The organism is Massilia alkalitolerans DSM 17462 (genome assembly GCF_000427785.1).
In the GTDB taxonomy this organism is placed as follows: domain Bacteria; phylum Pseudomonadota; class Gammaproteobacteria; order Burkholderiales; family Burkholderiaceae_D; genus Telluria; species Telluria alkalitolerans.
Genome location: NZ_ATYR01000002.1, coordinates 424,890 through 440,081 on the forward strand (window position 1 = coordinate 424,890; position 15,192 = coordinate 440,081).

Annotated in this window: 12 protein-coding genes and 1 pseudogene; 6 read left to right on the forward strand and 7 right to left on the reverse strand. The window is 66.9% G+C overall.

From position 1 onward, the window contains the following. Positions 1 to 34: 34 nt before the first annotated feature. Together YWC_RS0103835 and YWC_RS0103840 are read right to left on the reverse strand one after the other, a co-directional pair. A complete protein-coding gene (locus tag YWC_RS0103835; protein ID WP_027864189.1) occupies positions 35 to 991 on the reverse strand; it encodes an NAD-dependent epimerase/dehydratase family protein in 957 nt (318 codons plus the stop codon). A gap of 18 nt (positions 992 to 1,009) precedes the next feature. Beyond that, positions 1,010 to 2,215 (reverse strand): glycine C-acetyltransferase, encoded by a 1,206-nt coding sequence (locus tag YWC_RS0103840; protein WP_027864190.1) that lies wholly within the window; start codon positions 2,213 to 2,215, stop codon positions 1,010 to 1,012. Between the two features lie 182 nt (positions 2,216 to 2,397). Between YWC_RS0103840 and YWC_RS0103845 the strand changes: the two genes are divergently transcribed. Further along, complete coding sequence (locus YWC_RS0103845) at positions 2,398 to 2,973, forward strand: helix-turn-helix domain-containing protein (RefSeq protein ID WP_027864191.1); 576 nt, start codon at positions 2,398 to 2,400, stop codon at positions 2,971 to 2,973. Between the two features lie 245 nt (positions 2,974 to 3,218). Here the strand turns inward: YWC_RS0103845 and YWC_RS0103850 are convergent, their stop codons facing one another. The 4 genes from YWC_RS0103850 to YWC_RS0103865 all read right to left on the reverse strand — a co-directional run bounded on the left by YWC_RS0103850 (position 3,219) and on the right by YWC_RS0103865 (position 9,040). Further along, positions 3,219 to 5,393 carry a prolyl oligopeptidase family serine peptidase gene (locus YWC_RS0103850; protein WP_027864192.1) on the reverse strand — a complete coding sequence of 725 codons (2,175 nt, stop codon included), beginning with the start codon at positions 5,391 to 5,393 and terminating at the stop codon, positions 3,219 to 3,221. A gap of 111 nt (positions 5,394 to 5,504) precedes the next feature. Beyond that, positions 5,505 to 6,938, reverse strand: coding sequence for a tetratricopeptide repeat protein (locus tag YWC_RS28165; RefSeq protein ID WP_051306186.1), 1,434 nt, complete (start codon positions 6,936 to 6,938; stop codon positions 5,505 to 5,507). A 165-nt stretch (positions 6,939 to 7,103) separates the two neighbouring features. Then, on the reverse strand, positions 7,104 to 7,751 hold the full coding sequence (locus tag YWC_RS0103860) for a 3'-5' exonuclease (protein WP_027864193.1): 648 nt from the start codon (positions 7,749 to 7,751) through the stop codon (positions 7,104 to 7,106). A 23-nt stretch (positions 7,752 to 7,774) separates the two neighbouring features. Next, the gene (locus tag YWC_RS0103865) at positions 7,775 to 9,040 is read right to left on the reverse strand and encodes an Hsp70 family protein (protein WP_027864194.1); all 1,266 of its coding nucleotides are present in this window, start codon (positions 9,038 to 9,040) and stop codon (positions 7,775 to 7,777) included. Between the two features lie 130 nt (positions 9,041 to 9,170). Here YWC_RS0103865 and YWC_RS28170 point away from each other — a divergent pair, with 130 nt between their 5' ends. The 5 genes from YWC_RS28170 to YWC_RS0103890 all read left to right on the forward strand — a co-directional run bounded on the left by YWC_RS28170 (position 9,171) and on the right by YWC_RS0103890 (position 14,873). Continuing rightward, on the forward strand, positions 9,171 to 9,653 hold the full coding sequence (locus YWC_RS28170; RefSeq protein ID WP_051306187.1) for a DUF2244 domain-containing protein: 483 nt from the start codon (positions 9,171 to 9,173) through the stop codon (positions 9,651 to 9,653). 129 nt (positions 9,654 to 9,782) lie between these two features. Continuing rightward, positions 9,783 to 10,694 carry an isoaspartyl peptidase/L-asparaginase gene (locus tag YWC_RS0103875; protein ID WP_027864195.1) on the forward strand — a complete coding sequence of 304 codons (912 nt, stop codon included), beginning with the start codon at positions 9,783 to 9,785 and terminating at the stop codon, positions 10,692 to 10,694. After that, positions 10,691 to 11,566: a cyanophycinase gene (locus YWC_RS0103880; protein WP_027864196.1), complete on the forward strand. Its 876-nt coding sequence runs from the start codon at positions 10,691 to 10,693 to the stop codon at positions 11,564 to 11,566. Before YWC_RS0103875 ends, YWC_RS0103880 begins: the two co-directional genes overlap by 4 nt. Further along, positions 11,563 to 14,151 carry a cyanophycin synthetase gene (gene cphA / locus YWC_RS0103885; protein ID WP_027864197.1) on the forward strand — a complete coding sequence of 863 codons (2,589 nt, stop codon included), beginning with the start codon at positions 11,563 to 11,565 and terminating at the stop codon, positions 14,149 to 14,151. Before YWC_RS0103880 ends, cphA begins: the two co-directional genes overlap by 4 nt. Positions 14,152 to 14,366: 215 nt before the next feature. Further along, positions 14,367 to 14,873 carry an outer membrane beta-barrel protein gene (locus tag YWC_RS0103890; protein WP_027864198.1) on the forward strand — a complete coding sequence of 169 codons (507 nt, stop codon included), beginning with the start codon at positions 14,367 to 14,369 and terminating at the stop codon, positions 14,871 to 14,873. Positions 14,874 to 14,920: 47 nt separating this feature from the next. Here the strand turns inward: YWC_RS0103890 and YWC_RS33290 are convergent. After that, positions 14,921 to 15,192: pseudogene (locus tag YWC_RS33290) on the reverse strand (IS4 family transposase); the annotation flags it as partial.

Sequence of the window (15,192 nt, forward strand, 5' to 3'; positions counted from 1 at the left end):
CAGTTTTTTATTATTGTGTTGTGGGTGAAGCGACTCAGGCCGTGATGCCCACGTCGATGTTCTTCAGCATGCTCTCGACCATCTCGTCCAGCTTGACGCGCGCCTTCCAGCCCCAATCGAGGGTCGCGCGGCTGTCGTCCAGGCTCTTCGGCCAGGTATCGGCGATCTGCTGGCGGCTGTCCGGCTTGTAGGCAATCTCGAAGCCCGGGACGGCCTTCTGGATGGCGGCGGCCAGTTCGCGCGGGTTGAAGGACACGCCCGCGACATTGTACGAGGAACGGATCGCGACTTTCTCGCCCGGCGCGTCCATCAGCTCGATGGTCGCACGAATCGCGTCCGGCATGTAGATCATCGGCAGCGTGGTTTCCGGCCCCAGGAAGCATTCATAGGTCTCGCCCTTGAGCGCCGAATGGAAAATGGCGATCGCGTAGTCGGTGGTGCCGCCGCCCGGAGGCGACTTGAAGCTGATGATGCCCGGGTAGCGGATCGAGCGCACGTCCACGCCGTACTTGCTATGGTAGTACTCGCACAGGCGCTCACCGGCCAGCTTGCTGATGCCGTAGATCGTGGTCGGGTCCATGACCGTGTACTGGGCCGTGTTCTCGGCCGGAGTGTTCGGGCCGAAGGCGGCGATCGAGGACGGCCAGAACACCTTTAGCGGTTTGCCCGCCTCGAGGCGCTCACGCGCCACTTCCAGGATGTTGAGCAGGCCGTCCATATTCAGCGTCCAGGCCTTGAGCGGCGCCTTTTCGCCGGTGGCCGACAGCAGCGCCGCCAGCTGGTAGACCTGGGTGATGCCTTCCTGCTCGATCAGCCCGGCCAGGCGTTCGCGGTCGAGCACGTCGAGCTGGGTGTAGCGCGCGGCGCAGTAGATGTTGGTGCTGCCGATGTCCGAGGCGATCACGTTCTGTTCGCCGTGCTGTCCCGCCAGGGCGGTGACCAGTTCGCTGCCGATCTGGCCGTTGGCGCCGATGATGAGGATGCGTTCCATGTTGTTCCGATCTAGATCTTAGTTATTCTTGAGGATGCCCAGCTCTTTGCCGGCCTGCTCGAAAGCCTTCAGCACGGTGTCGAGCTGCTCGCGGGTGTGCGCGGCCGACAGCTGGACGCGCACGCGCGCCTGGCCCATCGGTACCACCGGGTAGAAGAAGCCCGACAGCAGCACGCCCAGCTCGAACATGCGGGCCGCAAACTTCTGGGCGATCGGCGCCTCGAACAGCATGACCGGCACCACCGGGTGGGTGCCCGGCTTGATGGTGAAGCCGATGCGCTCGATCTCCTTGCGGAAGTAGGCGGTGTTCTCATGCAGGCGGTCGCGCAGCTCGGTCGACTTCGAGATGCGATCCAGCACCGCCAGCGAAGCACCGGCGATCATCGGCGCCAGGGTGTTCGAGAACAGGTAGGGACGCGACTTCTGGCGCAGGGTCTCGATCACTTCCTTGCGGCCCGAGGTGAAGCCGCCCATCGCGCCGCCCAGGGCCTTGCCCAGGGTGCCGGTGATGATGTCGATTCTACCCATCACGCCGCAGTGCTCGTGGGTGCCGCGGCCGGTCTTGCCCATGAAGCCCGAGGCGTGCGATTCGTCGATCATGGTCAGGGCGCCGTACTTCTCGGCCAGCTCGACGATCTTGTCCAGCTGGGCGATCGTGCCGTCCATCGAGAACACGCCGTCGGTGACGATGATCTTGTGGCGCTTGCCGGCTTCCGTCGCGGCGATCAGCTGCTTCTCCAGGTCGGCCATGTCGTTGTTGGCGTAGCGGTAGCGCGCCGCCTTGCACAGGCGCACGCCGTCGATGATCGAGGCGTGGTTCAGGGCGTCCGAGATGATCGCGTCGTTCTCGTCGAACAGCGGCTCGAACACGCCACCGTTGGCGTCGAAGGCGGCCGCGTACAGGATGGTGTCTTCGGTGCCGAGGAACTCGGACAGCTTCTGCTCCAGCTCCTTGTGCACGGTCTGGGTGCCGCAGATGAAGCGCACCGAGGACAGGCCGTAGCCGTACTTTTCCAGCGCGGCCGCGGCGGCCTGGGAGGTCTGTTCGTCGCCGGACAGGCCGAGGTAGTTGTTGGCGCACATATTGATGAGCGTGCGGCCGTCCTGGGACACGACTTCCGCACCCTGGCGCGAGGCGATCACGCGCTCCGGCTTGAACAGGCCGTCGCTGCGCAGCGTCTCGAGTTTCGATTGCAGGCCGCTATAGAATGCTCCGTCGCTCATGGTGTTCCACTCCCTGGTTTGATCCGGCTTGACCGGTGGTTGGCGAATGTCGTATCGTTGGACCCGTTCGGTTCATGGAACCGAGTTCTGTATGTCGAACGAAAATTCAATATATTGAATCTTACCCCCAGCTAATGAACTTGGCAAGACAAGCATAAGCATATTCAGGCAGTAATAAGTCAATGAGCAAAACTCTAACAAATAACGCTCCGCCCGAAGTTGGCGCCACGCTACAGCGCCTGCGCCTGGCCCGCGGTCTGACCCTGGAAGACCTGTCGCGCATCGCTGGGGTCTCGAAGTCGATGCTGTCCCAGATCGAGCGCGAAAAGGCCAACCCCACCATCGCCATCACCTGGCGCCTGGCAAATGCCCTGGGTGTGGAGATCGGCGAGCTGCTCTCGTCCGAAGTGCGCTCGGTGGACCTGATCCGCGTGGTCGACGCCCACGAGACCCCCACCCTGCCCGGCGCCCATGCCGGCTATTCGCTGCGCATCCTGGGTCCGATGGACCTGGCGGGCAAGTACGAATGGTACGAACTGACCCTGGCGCCCGGGGGCGAACTGAAGTCGCAGGCCCACGATCCGGGGACCAGCGAGCACCTGACCGTCATTACCGGGGCGATCGAACTGGAGGTGGGGCCGGAGAAGAAGAAGATCAAGCATGGGGGGACGGCGAGGTATCCGGCCGACCATGACCATGTGATCAGGAATGCGGGGAAGACGGAGGCGAAGGCGCTGCTGGTCGTTGTCCAACGCTGAGCTCTGCTCATCCAAGAACTGGATTCCGGCCTTCGCCGGAAGTCATGGGCGCCAGTGGCGCGCATGACGGTTTTTGGGGTAGCGCAGAGAAGTAGTGTTGCTGTTTCGGCCAGTACCTACAGCACGTCGTTCCGGCGAAGGCCGGAACCCAATTTGACGCTCGTAGCGTACCGTTAACGTACGAAAACAACAACGGCCGCCGGATTATTCCGAGCGGCCGTTGCTTTTAGAGCTCAGCGATCAGCTTACTTGCTGCCGCCAACCGCCGTCGGCACAGCGTCTCCCATCTTCAGTTCACGCGCCAGGAAGCCCCAGCGATCGGCCACTTCCTCGATCTGCTTGGTGGTCGGCTTGCCCGCGCCGTGGCCCGCCTTGGTCTCGATGCGGATCAGGATCGGCGCCGCGCCTGCCTGGGCAGCCTGGGCCGCCGCGGCGTACTTGAAGCTGTGCGCCGGCACCACGCGGTCGTCATGGTCGGCGGTGGTGACCATGGTCGCCGGGTAGCAGGTGCCGGGCTTGAGGTTGTGCAGCGGCGAGTACTTGACCAGGGCCTTGAACTCCTCCGGGTTCTCCGACGAGCCGTAGTCCGAGGTCCAGGCCCAGCCGATGGTGAACTTGTGGAAGCGCAGCATGTCCATCACGCCCACGGCCGGGATCGCCGCGCCGAACAGCTCCGGACGCTGGGTCATTGCCGCGCCCACCAGCAGGCCGCCGTTGGAGCCGCCGCCGATCGCCAGCCTGGCCGGCGAGGTCACCTTGTTGGCCACCAGCCATTCGGCCGCGCCGATGAAGTCGTCGAACACGTTCTGCTTCTGCAGCTTGGTGCCGGCCTGGTGCCAGGCTTCGCCGTATTCGCCGCCGCCGCGCAGGTTGGCCACCACGTAGACGCCGCCCATCTCCATCCAGGCCAGGTTGGCCGGCGAGAAGCCAGGCGTCATCGAGATGTTGAAGCCGCCGTAGCCGTACAGGTAGGTCGGGTTCGAGCCGTCCAGCTTCAGGCCCTTCTTCGAGACGATGAACATCGGGACCTTGGTACCGTCCTTGCTGGTGAAGAACTGCTGGCGGGTCTCGTAGTCGGCCGGGTTGAAGTCGACCTTCGGCTGGCGGAACACCGTGCTCTGGCCGGTTTTGAGGTTCAGGCGGTAGATCGTGGTCGGGGTGGTGAAGCCGGCGAACGAATAGAAGGTCTCGGTCTCATCGCGCTTGCCCGACAGGCCGCCGACCGTACCGATGCCCGGCAGCTTGACTTCGCGCACCAGCTTGCCCTTCAGGTCGTGCACGCGCACGACGCTGCGCGCGTCCTTCAGGTACTCGAGCACCAGCTGGTTGTTGATGATGTCGGCGCCGGCCAGGGTGTCGGCGCTTTCGGCGACGATCTCTTTCCAGTTGCTTTCCGCCGGCTTGGTCACGTCGATCGCGACGATGCGTTTTTTTGGCGCGTTGCGATCGGTGCTGAAGTAGAACACGCTGCCGATGTTGTCGATGAAGTCGTAGCCGGCGTCGAAGTTGTCGACCAGGTCGACCACCTTGGACTCCGGCTTGGACAGGTCCTTGTACGAGATGCGGTACTTGGGCGCGGTGCCCTTGGTCGTCGTGATGATCAGGTAGCGGCCGTCGTCGGTGGTATGGCCGCCGAAGCCCCATTCCTTCTGGTCGGGACGGTCGTACACCAGGGTGTCGGCGCTTTGCGGAGTGCCGAGGCGGTGGTAGTACAGCTTCTGGAAGTAGTTCACGTCGGCCAGCTTGGTCGCTTCCTTCGGCTCGTCGTAGCGGCTGTAGAAGAAGCCCTTGCCGTCCTTGGTCCAGGCGGTGCTGGAGAACTTGACCCACTTGATATGGTCTTCCAGGTCCTTGCCGGTGTCGACGTCGCGCACGCGGATCTCGTTCCAGTCCGAGCCCGATGCGGCGGTGCTGTAGGCCAGCAGCTTGCCGTCCGGGCTGACGGCGGCGCCGGCCAGGGCGACGGTGCCGTCGCTCGACATGGTATTCGGATCGAGCAGCACGCGCGGCGTGTCGGTCAGGCTCTTCTGGGTGTACAGGACCGACTGGTTCTGCAGGCCGTCGTTGCGCGAATAGAAGTAGCGGCCGCCTTCCTTGCCCGGCACGCTGTAGCGCTCGTAGTTCCACAGCTTGGTCAGGCGCTCGCGGATCGCCGCACGCTGCGGGATCTGCGCCAGGTAAGCCTGCGTCACCTTGTTCTGCGCCGTTACCCAGTCCTTGGTTTCGAGGCTGTTCGCGTCCTCGAGCCAGCGGTAGGGATCGGCCACCGCGGTGCCGTGGTAGTTGTCGGTGTGGTCGACCTTCTTCGAGACCGGGTAGGTCAGGGAGGGGCCGTTTGCGGGGCAGCTTTGTGCCAGCGCCGTATTGGCGCCGAAGGCCGCGGCCAGCAGGGCGACGAGCGTTGCGTGTCTCAGGGTCATGTCGTTCTCATGTTCGAGTTATTCATGGGGTCGGCTTGCGCCGACGGCCATCATAACGCGAATTGCCGGGCTCGCATATGCGGCGGACCACGGCAGCGCCTTACCGCTGCGCTAGCGGGCGATACCCTGCCCGCTCGACCCCTGGCGGGTGGAAACCTGGCGCACGGACGCCTGCCCCTTCTGCTGGCGGCGCGCGGCCCGGACCCGGGTGGCCAGGGCGCGCGCCCAGGTGCCGCCGGTGCCGGCCAGCCGGCCGGCCACGCTGCCGCGCGAGCGCCGGCCTTCCTGGCCGGCGCCGGCGGCCAACAGCATCCACATGTACGCGCGCAGCGGGTCGCGCTCGACGCCGCGGCCGCTGTTGACCATGCCGCCCAGGTTGTACTGGGCCAGCGCGTGGCCCTGCTCGGCCGCCTGCCGGTACCAGTAGCTGGCCAGGGTGTCGTCGTGGGGCACGCCCTGGCCGTTGGCATACAGGACCCCGAGATTGTTCTGGGCGCTGGCGTCGCCCTGCTGGGCCGCACGCCGGTACCATTCGGCGGCGCGCGCCTCGTCGCGCGGCACCCCGTCGCCCTTGGCGTACATGACCCCGAGGCTGAACTGGGCATTGGCCGCGCCGTGCTCGGCGGCCTGCAGGTAGTAGTCGAGCGCGCGGGCCGGATCGGGCCGGGTGCCGCGCCCCGTGGCATACATGACGCCGGCACAGTACTGGGCCTGCACGTGTCCGCGCGCCGCCGCGCGCAGGAAGCATTCGAGCGCCCGCTCGTCGCCGCCGCTGCCGTGGCCGGCCGCCAGCAGCGTGCCGAGCCCGTAGTGCGCCTCGGCGTCGTCCTGCCCGGCTGCCCGCTCGAGCCAGGCGATGGCGCGCGCCGGGTCTTTCGGCACGCCCTGCCCGTTGGCATAGGCCAGGCCGAGGAAGCGCTGCGCCACCGTGATGCCGCCTGCCGCCGCTTCGCGGAACCAGCACACGGCCTGCGCATCGTCGGCCTCGATGCCGTCGCCGCGGCGGTACATCAGCGCGAGGTTGAGCTGCGCCTGGCCATGCCCCTGGCGCGCGGCCTTGCGGAACCAGGCCATCGCCAGCGGATGGCTGACCGGCGCACCCAGACCCTGGAGGTAGCATTCGCCCAGCAGGTTCTGGGCACTGGCGAGGCCCTGTTCCGCGGCCCGGTAGAACCAGCCGAAGGCGAGTTCGTGCGATTGCGGGACACCGCGTCCCTTACGGAAGAGCTGGCCCAGGTTCTGCTGGGCGGCGGGATCGCCCTGGGCGGCGGCGCGGCCGAACCACAGCGCGGCGAGCTCGTCGCTGCGGGGTCCTCCGCGGCCGTTGCAGTACATGGCGCCGAGGTGGTTCTGCGCGGTGGCCAGGCCCTGGCGGGCCGCGCGCTGCATCCATTCGAGCGCGCGCACGTCGTCGCGCTCGACGGCATCGCCGTGCTTGTAGAGCAGGCCGAGGTTGAACTGTGCGTAAGGATCGCCGCGCTCGGCGGCGGGCAGGAACCACTGGAAGACTTCGTGTCCCTCGCGGGCGTCGTTCTGGCGATTCATCCCTACCCCCTTCGGCCTTCCGGGCCGTTCAACAAGGCGGGTTTGGAGAATCACCCGCCGTTGTTAAAATTTTAAGGATAGCGACCCTCGCGTGATTTGCGTCCACACAATCGTGGGAATGCCACATGCATGCGCGGACGTGGTAGTAAGGGATCGGTACTGGCCTCAGGCGGCGCCGCGCTCGCGCTCGAGGCTGGCGTATTTATCCAGGAAGACGGGGACCTTGGCGGCGGCCAGCTTGTTCACCGAAACCAGCAGGTCCGGCGCCACCCGTTGCAGGCCGTGCGTGCTGCCGAGGTGGCGCGCGGCGTGCAGCAGCACGTGGGCCGCCACCTCCGCGTCGGCCTCGGCCCGGTGGGCCGCCCCTTTGAACCCGATGCCGAGGCGGTTCGAGAGGTTACCGAGCTTGTAGCTGGGCAGGCCCGGGAACAGGCGGCGCGACAGCTTCAGCGAGCAGACCAGGCCGCAATGGCCGGTCGGGCGGCCGATGCGCCAGCCCTCGGCCTTCAGGAACTTCTCGTCGAAGCTGGCGTTGTGGGCCGACAGGGTGTCGCCGCCGATGAAGTCGAGCAGCTCGGCCACCACCTTCTGGCTCGGCGGCGCGGTGTCGACCATGTCCTGGGTGATCCCGGTGAGCTGGGTGATGAAGGACGGGATGCGCACGCCGCAGTTCACCAGCGAGACGTAGCGCTCGCGGATCTCGCCGCCGACGATGCGCAGCGCGGCCACTTCGGTGATGCGGTCGCCCATCTCGGGCGACAGGCCGGTGGTCTCGAAGTCGAGCATCACGATCGGGCGTTCAAACACACTCATATTCCGTCCTCCTGTTATCGCTGTTAACCATACTTGCGCAGCGCGTCGAGCGCCAGGCCGGCGCCGATGCTGCCGAACAGGTCGCCCTCGACCTTGCGTGCGCGCGGCACCAGCGCCGCGATCCGTTCGCGCAGCAGCGACACGCCGCTCGAACCGCCGGTAAAGAAGACCGTGTCCACCGCATCGGGTTCCACGCCGGCATCAAGGAACAGGCGCAGCACGGTGGCGCCGACGCTGTCGACCAGGTGGCCGATGGCGGCCTCGAAGCCTTCGCGGGTGACGGTCAAGGTTTCCGGCGGCGCCAGGCGGTCGAGCTCCATCGTGAGCGAGGGGCTGCTGGACAGGCCGATCTTGGCCGCTTCGACCTGGATCGCCAGCCAGTGGCCGGCGCGCTCGTCGATCAGCTTCTGCAGGCGCACCAGCTTGGCCGGCTCGGCCGCGTCGCGCACCAGGTCGGCCAGCTGGGCGACGCTCTTGCGCGTATAGGCCTGGTTGATGGTGTGCCAGGTGGCCAGGTTGAAGTAGTAGCTCGACGGGATCGCGGCACCGGACAGCATGCTGCTGCCGTAACCGAGCAGCGGCATCACGCTCGCCAGGCTCAGGTACTTGTCGAAGTCGGTGCCGCCGATGTGCACGCCGCCGTTGGCGAGGATGTCGTCGCGCCGCTCGGTGCGACCGGCGCGCTCCGGGCCGAGGCGCACCAGCGAGAAGTCCGAGGTGCCGCCGCCGATGTCGGCGATCAGGACCAGTTCTTCGCGGTCGATCCGGGATTCGTAGTCGAAGGCGGCGGCGATCGGCTCGTACTGGAACGAGATGTCGCGGAAGCCGCTCGACCTGGCCACTTCCTCCAGCGTGTCCTGGGCGCGGCGGTCGGCCTCCGGGTCGTCGTCGATGAAGAAGACCGGACGCCCGAACACGGCGCTGCCGAATTCGCGGCCGGCCTGGCGTTCGGCGCGGCGCTTGACTTCGCCGATGAACTGGCCGAGCAGCGCCTTGAAGGGCAGCGCGCGCCCGCCCACTTCGGTCTGGCCGTCGATCAGGCTGGTGCCGAGCAGGCTTTTCAGGGAGCGCATCAGGCGCCCCTCGTAGCCCTCGAGGTAGTCAAGCAGGGCGGCGCGGCCGTAACTCACCTGCTCGTCGTCCGCGTTGAAGAACACGACCGAAGGCAGGGTCGCCTTGCCGTCTTCCAGGGCCAGCAAGGCGCTGGCGCCGGCCTGGTAGCTGCTGCCGGGGAGCCAGCCGACGGTGGAATTGGAGGTGCCGAAATCAAGGCCGCATGCGAGCGCCATAGGAAGCTTATCAATGGAGGGGGCGGTATGGTAACAGATCTGCGGCGGTTTTCGCCGTCCGGGCGATGCCTTTTTCCGGTCTGTGGCAAACTCGTACACACCCCGTATGTACAGGATGACAGCAGCGACCATGGACCCTGCCCCGGCCGAATGGCTGATGAAGCGCAACTGCTCGATGACGCCGCGCCAAGCGCTGCTGGTCTATGCGCTGCTGTGCACGGCCACGCTCGGCATCGCCCTGGTCTTCACCTGGCGCGGCGCCTGGATGGTGCTCGCTTTCGCCCTGCTCGAGACCGGGGCGCTGGGCGCCGCCCTCCTGCACTACTGCCGCCACGCCCTCGATCACGAGCGCGTCCGCCTGGAGCACGGCTGCCTGCTGGTCGAGCGTGCCGACGGCGCCAGGCTGTCGACGGTGCAGCTCGACCCCAGCCACGCCCGCGTCACCCTGCCCGACAGCGGCATGCGCACCCTGGTGCTGATCGAGGCGCGCGGCGTGCACGTCGAGATTGGGCGTTATCTGACGCCCTCGGCACGCCTCGAGCTGGTCCGCGCCCTGCGCAGCGCCCTGCGCGGCGTTTCCCTCCTGTATAGCGCACCCGGCCGCTCCCTGTAAGCAACTTCTTACACAAGCACGGCAACTGTACCGATTTGGTGCACGCCCGCCCATGCCCATAATGCTGTTCTTAACTGCGTGACAACAAAACGCATTTTGCAACACACAACAACAAGGCGTACTGAATACATGAGCAATCATCAACAGGCTGGCGCCGTCGTGGTTCACGGCGGCGCGGGCGCTCCGACGGAAAACGAAGACGGCTGCGTGCTGGCCGCGCGCCGCGCGCTGGCGCAGCTGGAAGTCAACGGCGACGCGCTGGATGCCGCCATCATCGCCGTCACCACCCTCGAGGACGACGGCCGCTTCAACGCCGGCAGCGGCGCCACGCTGGGGCTGGACGGCGAAACCATCGAGATGGATGCGGCGATCATGGATACCCGCGGCCGGCTCGGCACGGTGGCCTGCGTGCGCGACGTGGCGAACCCGGTCAAGCTGGCGCGCGCCATCGCCGACACCCCGCACGTGATGCTGGCCGGGGAAGGCGCGCAGCGCTTCGCGCGCACCATCGGCCTGCCCGGCGGCGCGCCGATCTCGGAACGCCAGCGCTCCGACCACCGCAAGCTGATGCAGGAATTGGCCGGCTCGGTGCCGCTCATGCCGGGCATCGACAACCGCCTGTTCGATCGCTTCTGGAACTACAAGACCCCGCTGCAGCTGCCGAAGTCCTCGGCCTGCGACACCGTCGGCGCCGTGGTACGCGGGCCGGACGGCCACTTCGCGGTAGCCTGCTCCACCGGCGGCTCGGCGCCCTCCCTGCTGGGCCGGGTGGGCGACAGCCCGATCATCGGCAGCGGCTTCTATGTCGGCTCGCTCGGCGCCATCGCCGCCACCGGGATCGGCGAACACATCGTGCGCCACCTGCTGGCGCGCACGGTCTACGGCTGGATCGAGCACGGCATGTCGCTCGAGGAGGCGCTCAAGCGCGGCGTCGAGCTGTTCGACAAGGACGTGGATGTCGGCCTGATCGGTGTCACCCGCACTGAGGCCGGCGCTTACTGCAACCAGGGCATGCCCTATTCGAAGATGACCCAGCGATGAGCGAACAACAGCACAAGAATGGCCACCTCGTGATCATCGGCGGCCACGAGGACCGCAAGCGCGAGATGGAGATCCTCAAGCGCTTCGTCGAACTGTCCGGCGGCGAGGACGCCAACATCGTCGTGATCACCGCGGCCAGCACCGTCGCCGACGAGATGTGGAGCATCTACGACGAGGCCTTCGGCAGCCTGGGCGTGCAGAAACGCAGCCACCTGGAGGTCACCAGCCGCCAGGACGCCAACAGCGAGGACTTCGTGCACCAGGTGGACGAAGCCACCGGCATCTTCATGACCGGCGGCGACCAGAAGCGCCTGCTGGCCCTGATCGGCGGCAGCGCGCTGGACGCCGCGATGCACGTCGCACTCAAGGTGCGTGGCGCAACCATCGGCGGCACCAGCGCCGGCGCCTCGGCGATGTCCGGCCACATGCTGGCCACCGGCCGCGTCGAACTCCATCCCGAGAAGGGATCGGTCAGCCTGGGCGCCGGGCTCGGCTTCCTGCACCGGGTGGTGATCGACCAGCACTTCTCGGAGCGCCAGCGACTCTCGCGCCTGCTCAGCGTGGTGGCCCAGAACCCTTACCTGCAAGGCATCGGCATCGACGAGGACACCGCGCTGGTGGTCGATATCGGCGTCGGCATCGAGGTGCTGGGCCAGGGCGCCGTCACGATCGTCGACGGCCGCACCATGATCACCAACGTATTCGAGATCAAGGACCGCGACACCCCGGAGTTGATCGACGTGCGCCTGCACCTGCTGCCCGCCGGCAGCAGCTACCGCCTTCCCGGTGCGGACAGCCAGACCGACAAAGGCCTGCCGCCCCCGCTGCTCGATTTTTTGGAAAATGTAACGAAACGGAACCCGCTTTCATGAAAATCAGAGAAAAACGAATGCTGCGCGGCCCTAACCTGTACGCCGCCAGCCCCTGCCTGATGGCAGTCATCGACGACGGCTTCACCAAGGCCCCGGGCTTCGCGGCGCGCCTGTTCGAGCTGCTCCCGGCCCTGCCGCCGGATGCCGCCGTGCGCCTGGCCGACGACGCCCTGCTGGTCGAGGCGATCGAGCCGGTGGTGATGGAACTGCAACGCCTCGCCGGTGCTCCCGGCAGCTTCGGCGCGACCCTGGCAGTGGCCGGCGCCCCGCGCACCCGCCGCGTCGTCTGTGGCTACCAGACCGAACAGGTGGCAGAGGCGGCCCTGCGCGTGGCGCTGGACCTGGTCCATGCCGCAGCCGAAGACCGCTACCATGACCTGCCCAAGGCGCTGGACGCGCTGCGCGAGCTGGCGGAGGATTACGCGATCGGCACCAGCACCAATGCGGTGGTGCAGGCGGCGCTGCGGCGCGGCATTCCGGCCCTGCGCCTGACCGATGAAGCCAACCTGTTCCAGCTCGGCTGGGGCAGCCGCCAGAAGCGCCTGCAGGCCACCATCACCGGCGCGACCAATTCGATCGCGGTCGGCATCGCCAGCGACAAGCAGCTGACCAAGGCCCTGCTGGACGTGGCCGGCGTCCCGGTCCCGGCCGGCAGCACCGTCTCCACCGAGGAAGAAGCGCTGCGCGCCGCGCGCCGCCTCTCCGGCCCGGCGACGGTCAAGCCGCTCGACGGCAACCAGGGCAAGGGCGTGACCACCAACTGCGCCACGCCGGAAGAAGTCGCGCGCGCCTTCGTCCACGCGCGCAAGTACGGCCGCAAGATCATCGTCGAGGAACACCTGCAGGGTCGCGACTACCGCGTCCTGGTCACCGGCCGCAAGGTGGCTGCAGCCTCCTGGCGCCGTCCGCCCTGCGTGGTCGGCGACGGCCACTCGACGATCCGCGAGCTGGTCGAGATCGAGAACCGCAACCCGGCGCGCGGCGAAGGCCACACCAATATCCTGACCAGGATCCCGATGGATGCGCTGGCCGAGGAGACCCTGGCCAAGCAGGGCTATGCCTTCGACACCGTGCTGGCCAGCGGGGTGACGGCCGACCTGCGCGGCAACGCCAACCTGTCCACCGGCGGCACCGCCGAGGACGTGACCGACCTGCTGCCGGAAGAAACGCGCGACATCTGCATCCGCGCCGCGCGCACCATCGGCCTGGACATCGCCGGCATCGACATCGTGTGCCAGGATATCGCCCGGCCGCTGCGCGAACAGCGCGGCGGCATCATCGAGGTCAACGCGGCGCCCGGCATCCGCATGCACCAGTACCCGAGCCGCGGCACCCCGGTTGACGCCGGCGCGGCCATCGTCGACGCCCTGTTCGGCGAGTGCGACGGCCGCATCCCGACCGTGGCCATCACCGGCACCAACGGCAAGACCACGACCTCGCTCTTGATTGCCCATGCCGTGCGCCAGACCGGCCTGCGCACCGGCGTGACCACCACCGAGGGCGTGTACGTGGACGGCGTGCTCACCACGAAGGGCGACTGCACCGGCTACCGCTCGGCGCGCAGCGTCCTCTCCAGCCCGGAAGTCGACTTCGCGGTGCTGGAGACCGCGCGCGGCGGCATCCTCAAGCGCGGCCTGGCCTATGACCGCGTCGACGTCTCGGTGGTGCTGAACGTGTCGAGCGACCACCTGGGCCTGGACGGCGTCGAGACCCTCGACGACCTGGCCAAGGTCAAGGCGGTGGTGGCCCAGCGCGCCTCACGCGTGGTGGTGCTCAATGCCGAGGACGACTACTGCGTGGCGATGGCGGGCGAGCTGCGCGACGGCGTCGAAGTCATCTACTTCTCGCTCGACGCCGACAATCCGGTCCTGCTGCGCCACCTGGAAAATGGCGGGCGTGCGGTCTACCTGCAGGACCAGACCCTGGTGCTGGCCAACGGCGCGCGCCACGAGGCGCTGGTCGATGCGCGCCAGATGCCGGTCTCGCTGGGCGGGGCGGCGCGCTACAACATCGCGAATGCCCTCGCGGCAGCGGCGGCACTCACCGCCCATGGCTTCGGCAACCTCGAGATCGCCGAGGGCCTGCGCAGCTTCGTCTCGGACGCCAAGCACAACCCGATGCGCTCGAACGTGTTCGACGTGGATGGCGTGACCGTGATCGTCGACTACGCCCACAATTGCGCCGCCTACGCCGCGCTGGCCGAAAGCGCGCGCGCCTTGAGCGCAGGCCGCCTGGTCGGCGTGGTGGCCGCGCCGGGCGACCGCCGCGACGCCGACCTGGTCGACATCGGACGCACCTGTGCGGCCGGCTTCGACGACCTGGTAGTGTACGAGACCGAGAACCGCGGCCGCGCCGACGGCGAAACCGCCGCCCTGCTGGTACGCGGCGCCAGGCTCGGCAAGCTGGCCGACGATTCGCTCAGCGTGGTGCTGCCCTCGCACCAGGCGATCCGCCATGGCCTGTCGCTGTGCCAGCCGGGCGACGTGCTGGTCTTCGGCTGCGGCACCACGCTGTCGGAACTGACCGATGCGCTGCGTCCGGACAAGCCGGAGCTGGCGCGCAGGATCGAGGCTGAAGCGATCTGATTATTGCGCCCCTGCTCGACGCAAAACGCCCCTGCACGGGGCGTTTTGCTTAAGCGCTACTTAAACTGATAAATCCTTGGCCACGAATGCGCCAAACTTTTGCAATTAGTTACAAATTGCTATTTTAATGCGTGCATTCAACTGTTACCTTGCTCATCCGTAACCCGGCCCGCTCCTCACGACAGCGGACCGGCTCGAATTCGGAAGGAAAAGGTATGCAGAAAGTGTTGGCCGTTCTCTTCGCAGGCATGGCATTCGCCGGCGCCGTCCAGGCTGCCGAGCCGGTGCGCGCCGGCGCGGGGCAAGCCTACGCCGGCGTGGCGGTGTCCGGCGTCGACTACGTCGGCGCGGCGACCAAGGCCAGCCCGAAGGTGTTCGGCGGCTACCAGTTCGGCAAGCGCCTGGCGGTCGAAGGCGGCGCCGTCGACCTGAAGAACGGCTACGGCATGTACATCGCCGTCAAGCCCAGCATCCCGCTGACCGAGAAACTGAGCGCCTACGGCAAGGTCGGCGTGGCCCAGACCCGCCGTCCGGCCCTGCCGCCGCCGGCGCCGACCGCGCTCGGCAAGAAGACCGACACCGGCGCCTATGGCGCCTTCGGCCTGCAGTATTCGATCACCCCGAATGCCGCCGTCACGCTCGAGTACGAGCGCCTGCCCATGAAAAAGCCGGACGTCCTCAAGCCCAACGTCTGGACCCTGGCGCTGCAGTTCTTCTTCTGACCTGACAACCCCAATAAAAAAACGGCCCGCAGGCTAATGCCGTTCAGTTAAGGTAGCTTCTTGACCTTCCGGACGGCATAACGCTTCGGCGTTGCCTTGACGGCCCGGTCGCATTTGCGGCCGGGCCGTTCATCTTTCAGAAGGCTAACCAGCCTTTCCCGCAAATGCTTCATTGATGCGGGCAATTTTCCATATGATCTGGTCACGCCTGCCCAATGCAGCTCGAACTGGATCAGGTGGAAAGCACGGATGAAGCTGACCTCAGTTGGCTCGCATTTGACCGTCAGCGCAGCCTTGGCGATTTCAAGGCGGACCAGGT

Excerpts from the sequence above, each read along its gene's own strand:
- YWC_RS0103835 (WP_027864189.1), bottom strand. The coding sequence starts at position 991 with ATGGAACGCATCCTCATCATCGGCGCCAACGGCCAGATCGGCAGCGAA.
- YWC_RS0103840 (WP_027864190.1), bottom strand. The coding sequence starts at position 2,215 with ATGAGCGACGGAGCATTCTATAGCGGCCTGCAATCGAAACTCGAGACG.
- YWC_RS0103845 (WP_027864191.1), top strand. The coding sequence starts at position 2,398 with ATGAGCAAAACTCTAACAAATAACGCTCCGCCCGAAGTTGGCGCCACG.
- YWC_RS0103850 (WP_027864192.1), bottom strand. The coding sequence starts at position 5,393 with ATGACCCTGAGACACGCAACGCTCGTCGCCCTGCTGGCCGCGGCCTTC.
- YWC_RS28165 (WP_051306186.1), bottom strand. The coding sequence starts at position 6,938 with ATGAATCGCCAGAACGACGCCCGCGAGGGACACGAAGTCTTCCAGTGG.
- YWC_RS0103860 (WP_027864193.1), bottom strand. The coding sequence starts at position 7,751 with ATGAGTGTGTTTGAACGCCCGATCGTGATGCTCGACTTCGAGACCACC.
- YWC_RS0103865 (WP_027864194.1), bottom strand. The coding sequence starts at position 9,040 with ATGGCGCTCGCATGCGGCCTTGATTTCGGCACCTCCAATTCCACCGTC.
- YWC_RS28170 (WP_051306187.1), top strand. The coding sequence starts at position 9,171 with ATGGACCCTGCCCCGGCCGAATGGCTGATGAAGCGCAACTGCTCGATG.
- YWC_RS0103875 (WP_027864195.1), top strand. The coding sequence starts at position 9,783 with ATGAGCAATCATCAACAGGCTGGCGCCGTCGTGGTTCACGGCGGCGCG.
- YWC_RS0103880 (WP_027864196.1), top strand. The coding sequence starts at position 10,691 with ATGAGCGAACAACAGCACAAGAATGGCCACCTCGTGATCATCGGCGGC.
- cphA (WP_027864197.1), top strand. The coding sequence starts at position 11,563 with ATGAAAATCAGAGAAAAACGAATGCTGCGCGGCCCTAACCTGTACGCC.
- YWC_RS0103890 (WP_027864198.1), top strand. The coding sequence starts at position 14,367 with ATGCAGAAAGTGTTGGCCGTTCTCTTCGCAGGCATGGCATTCGCCGGC.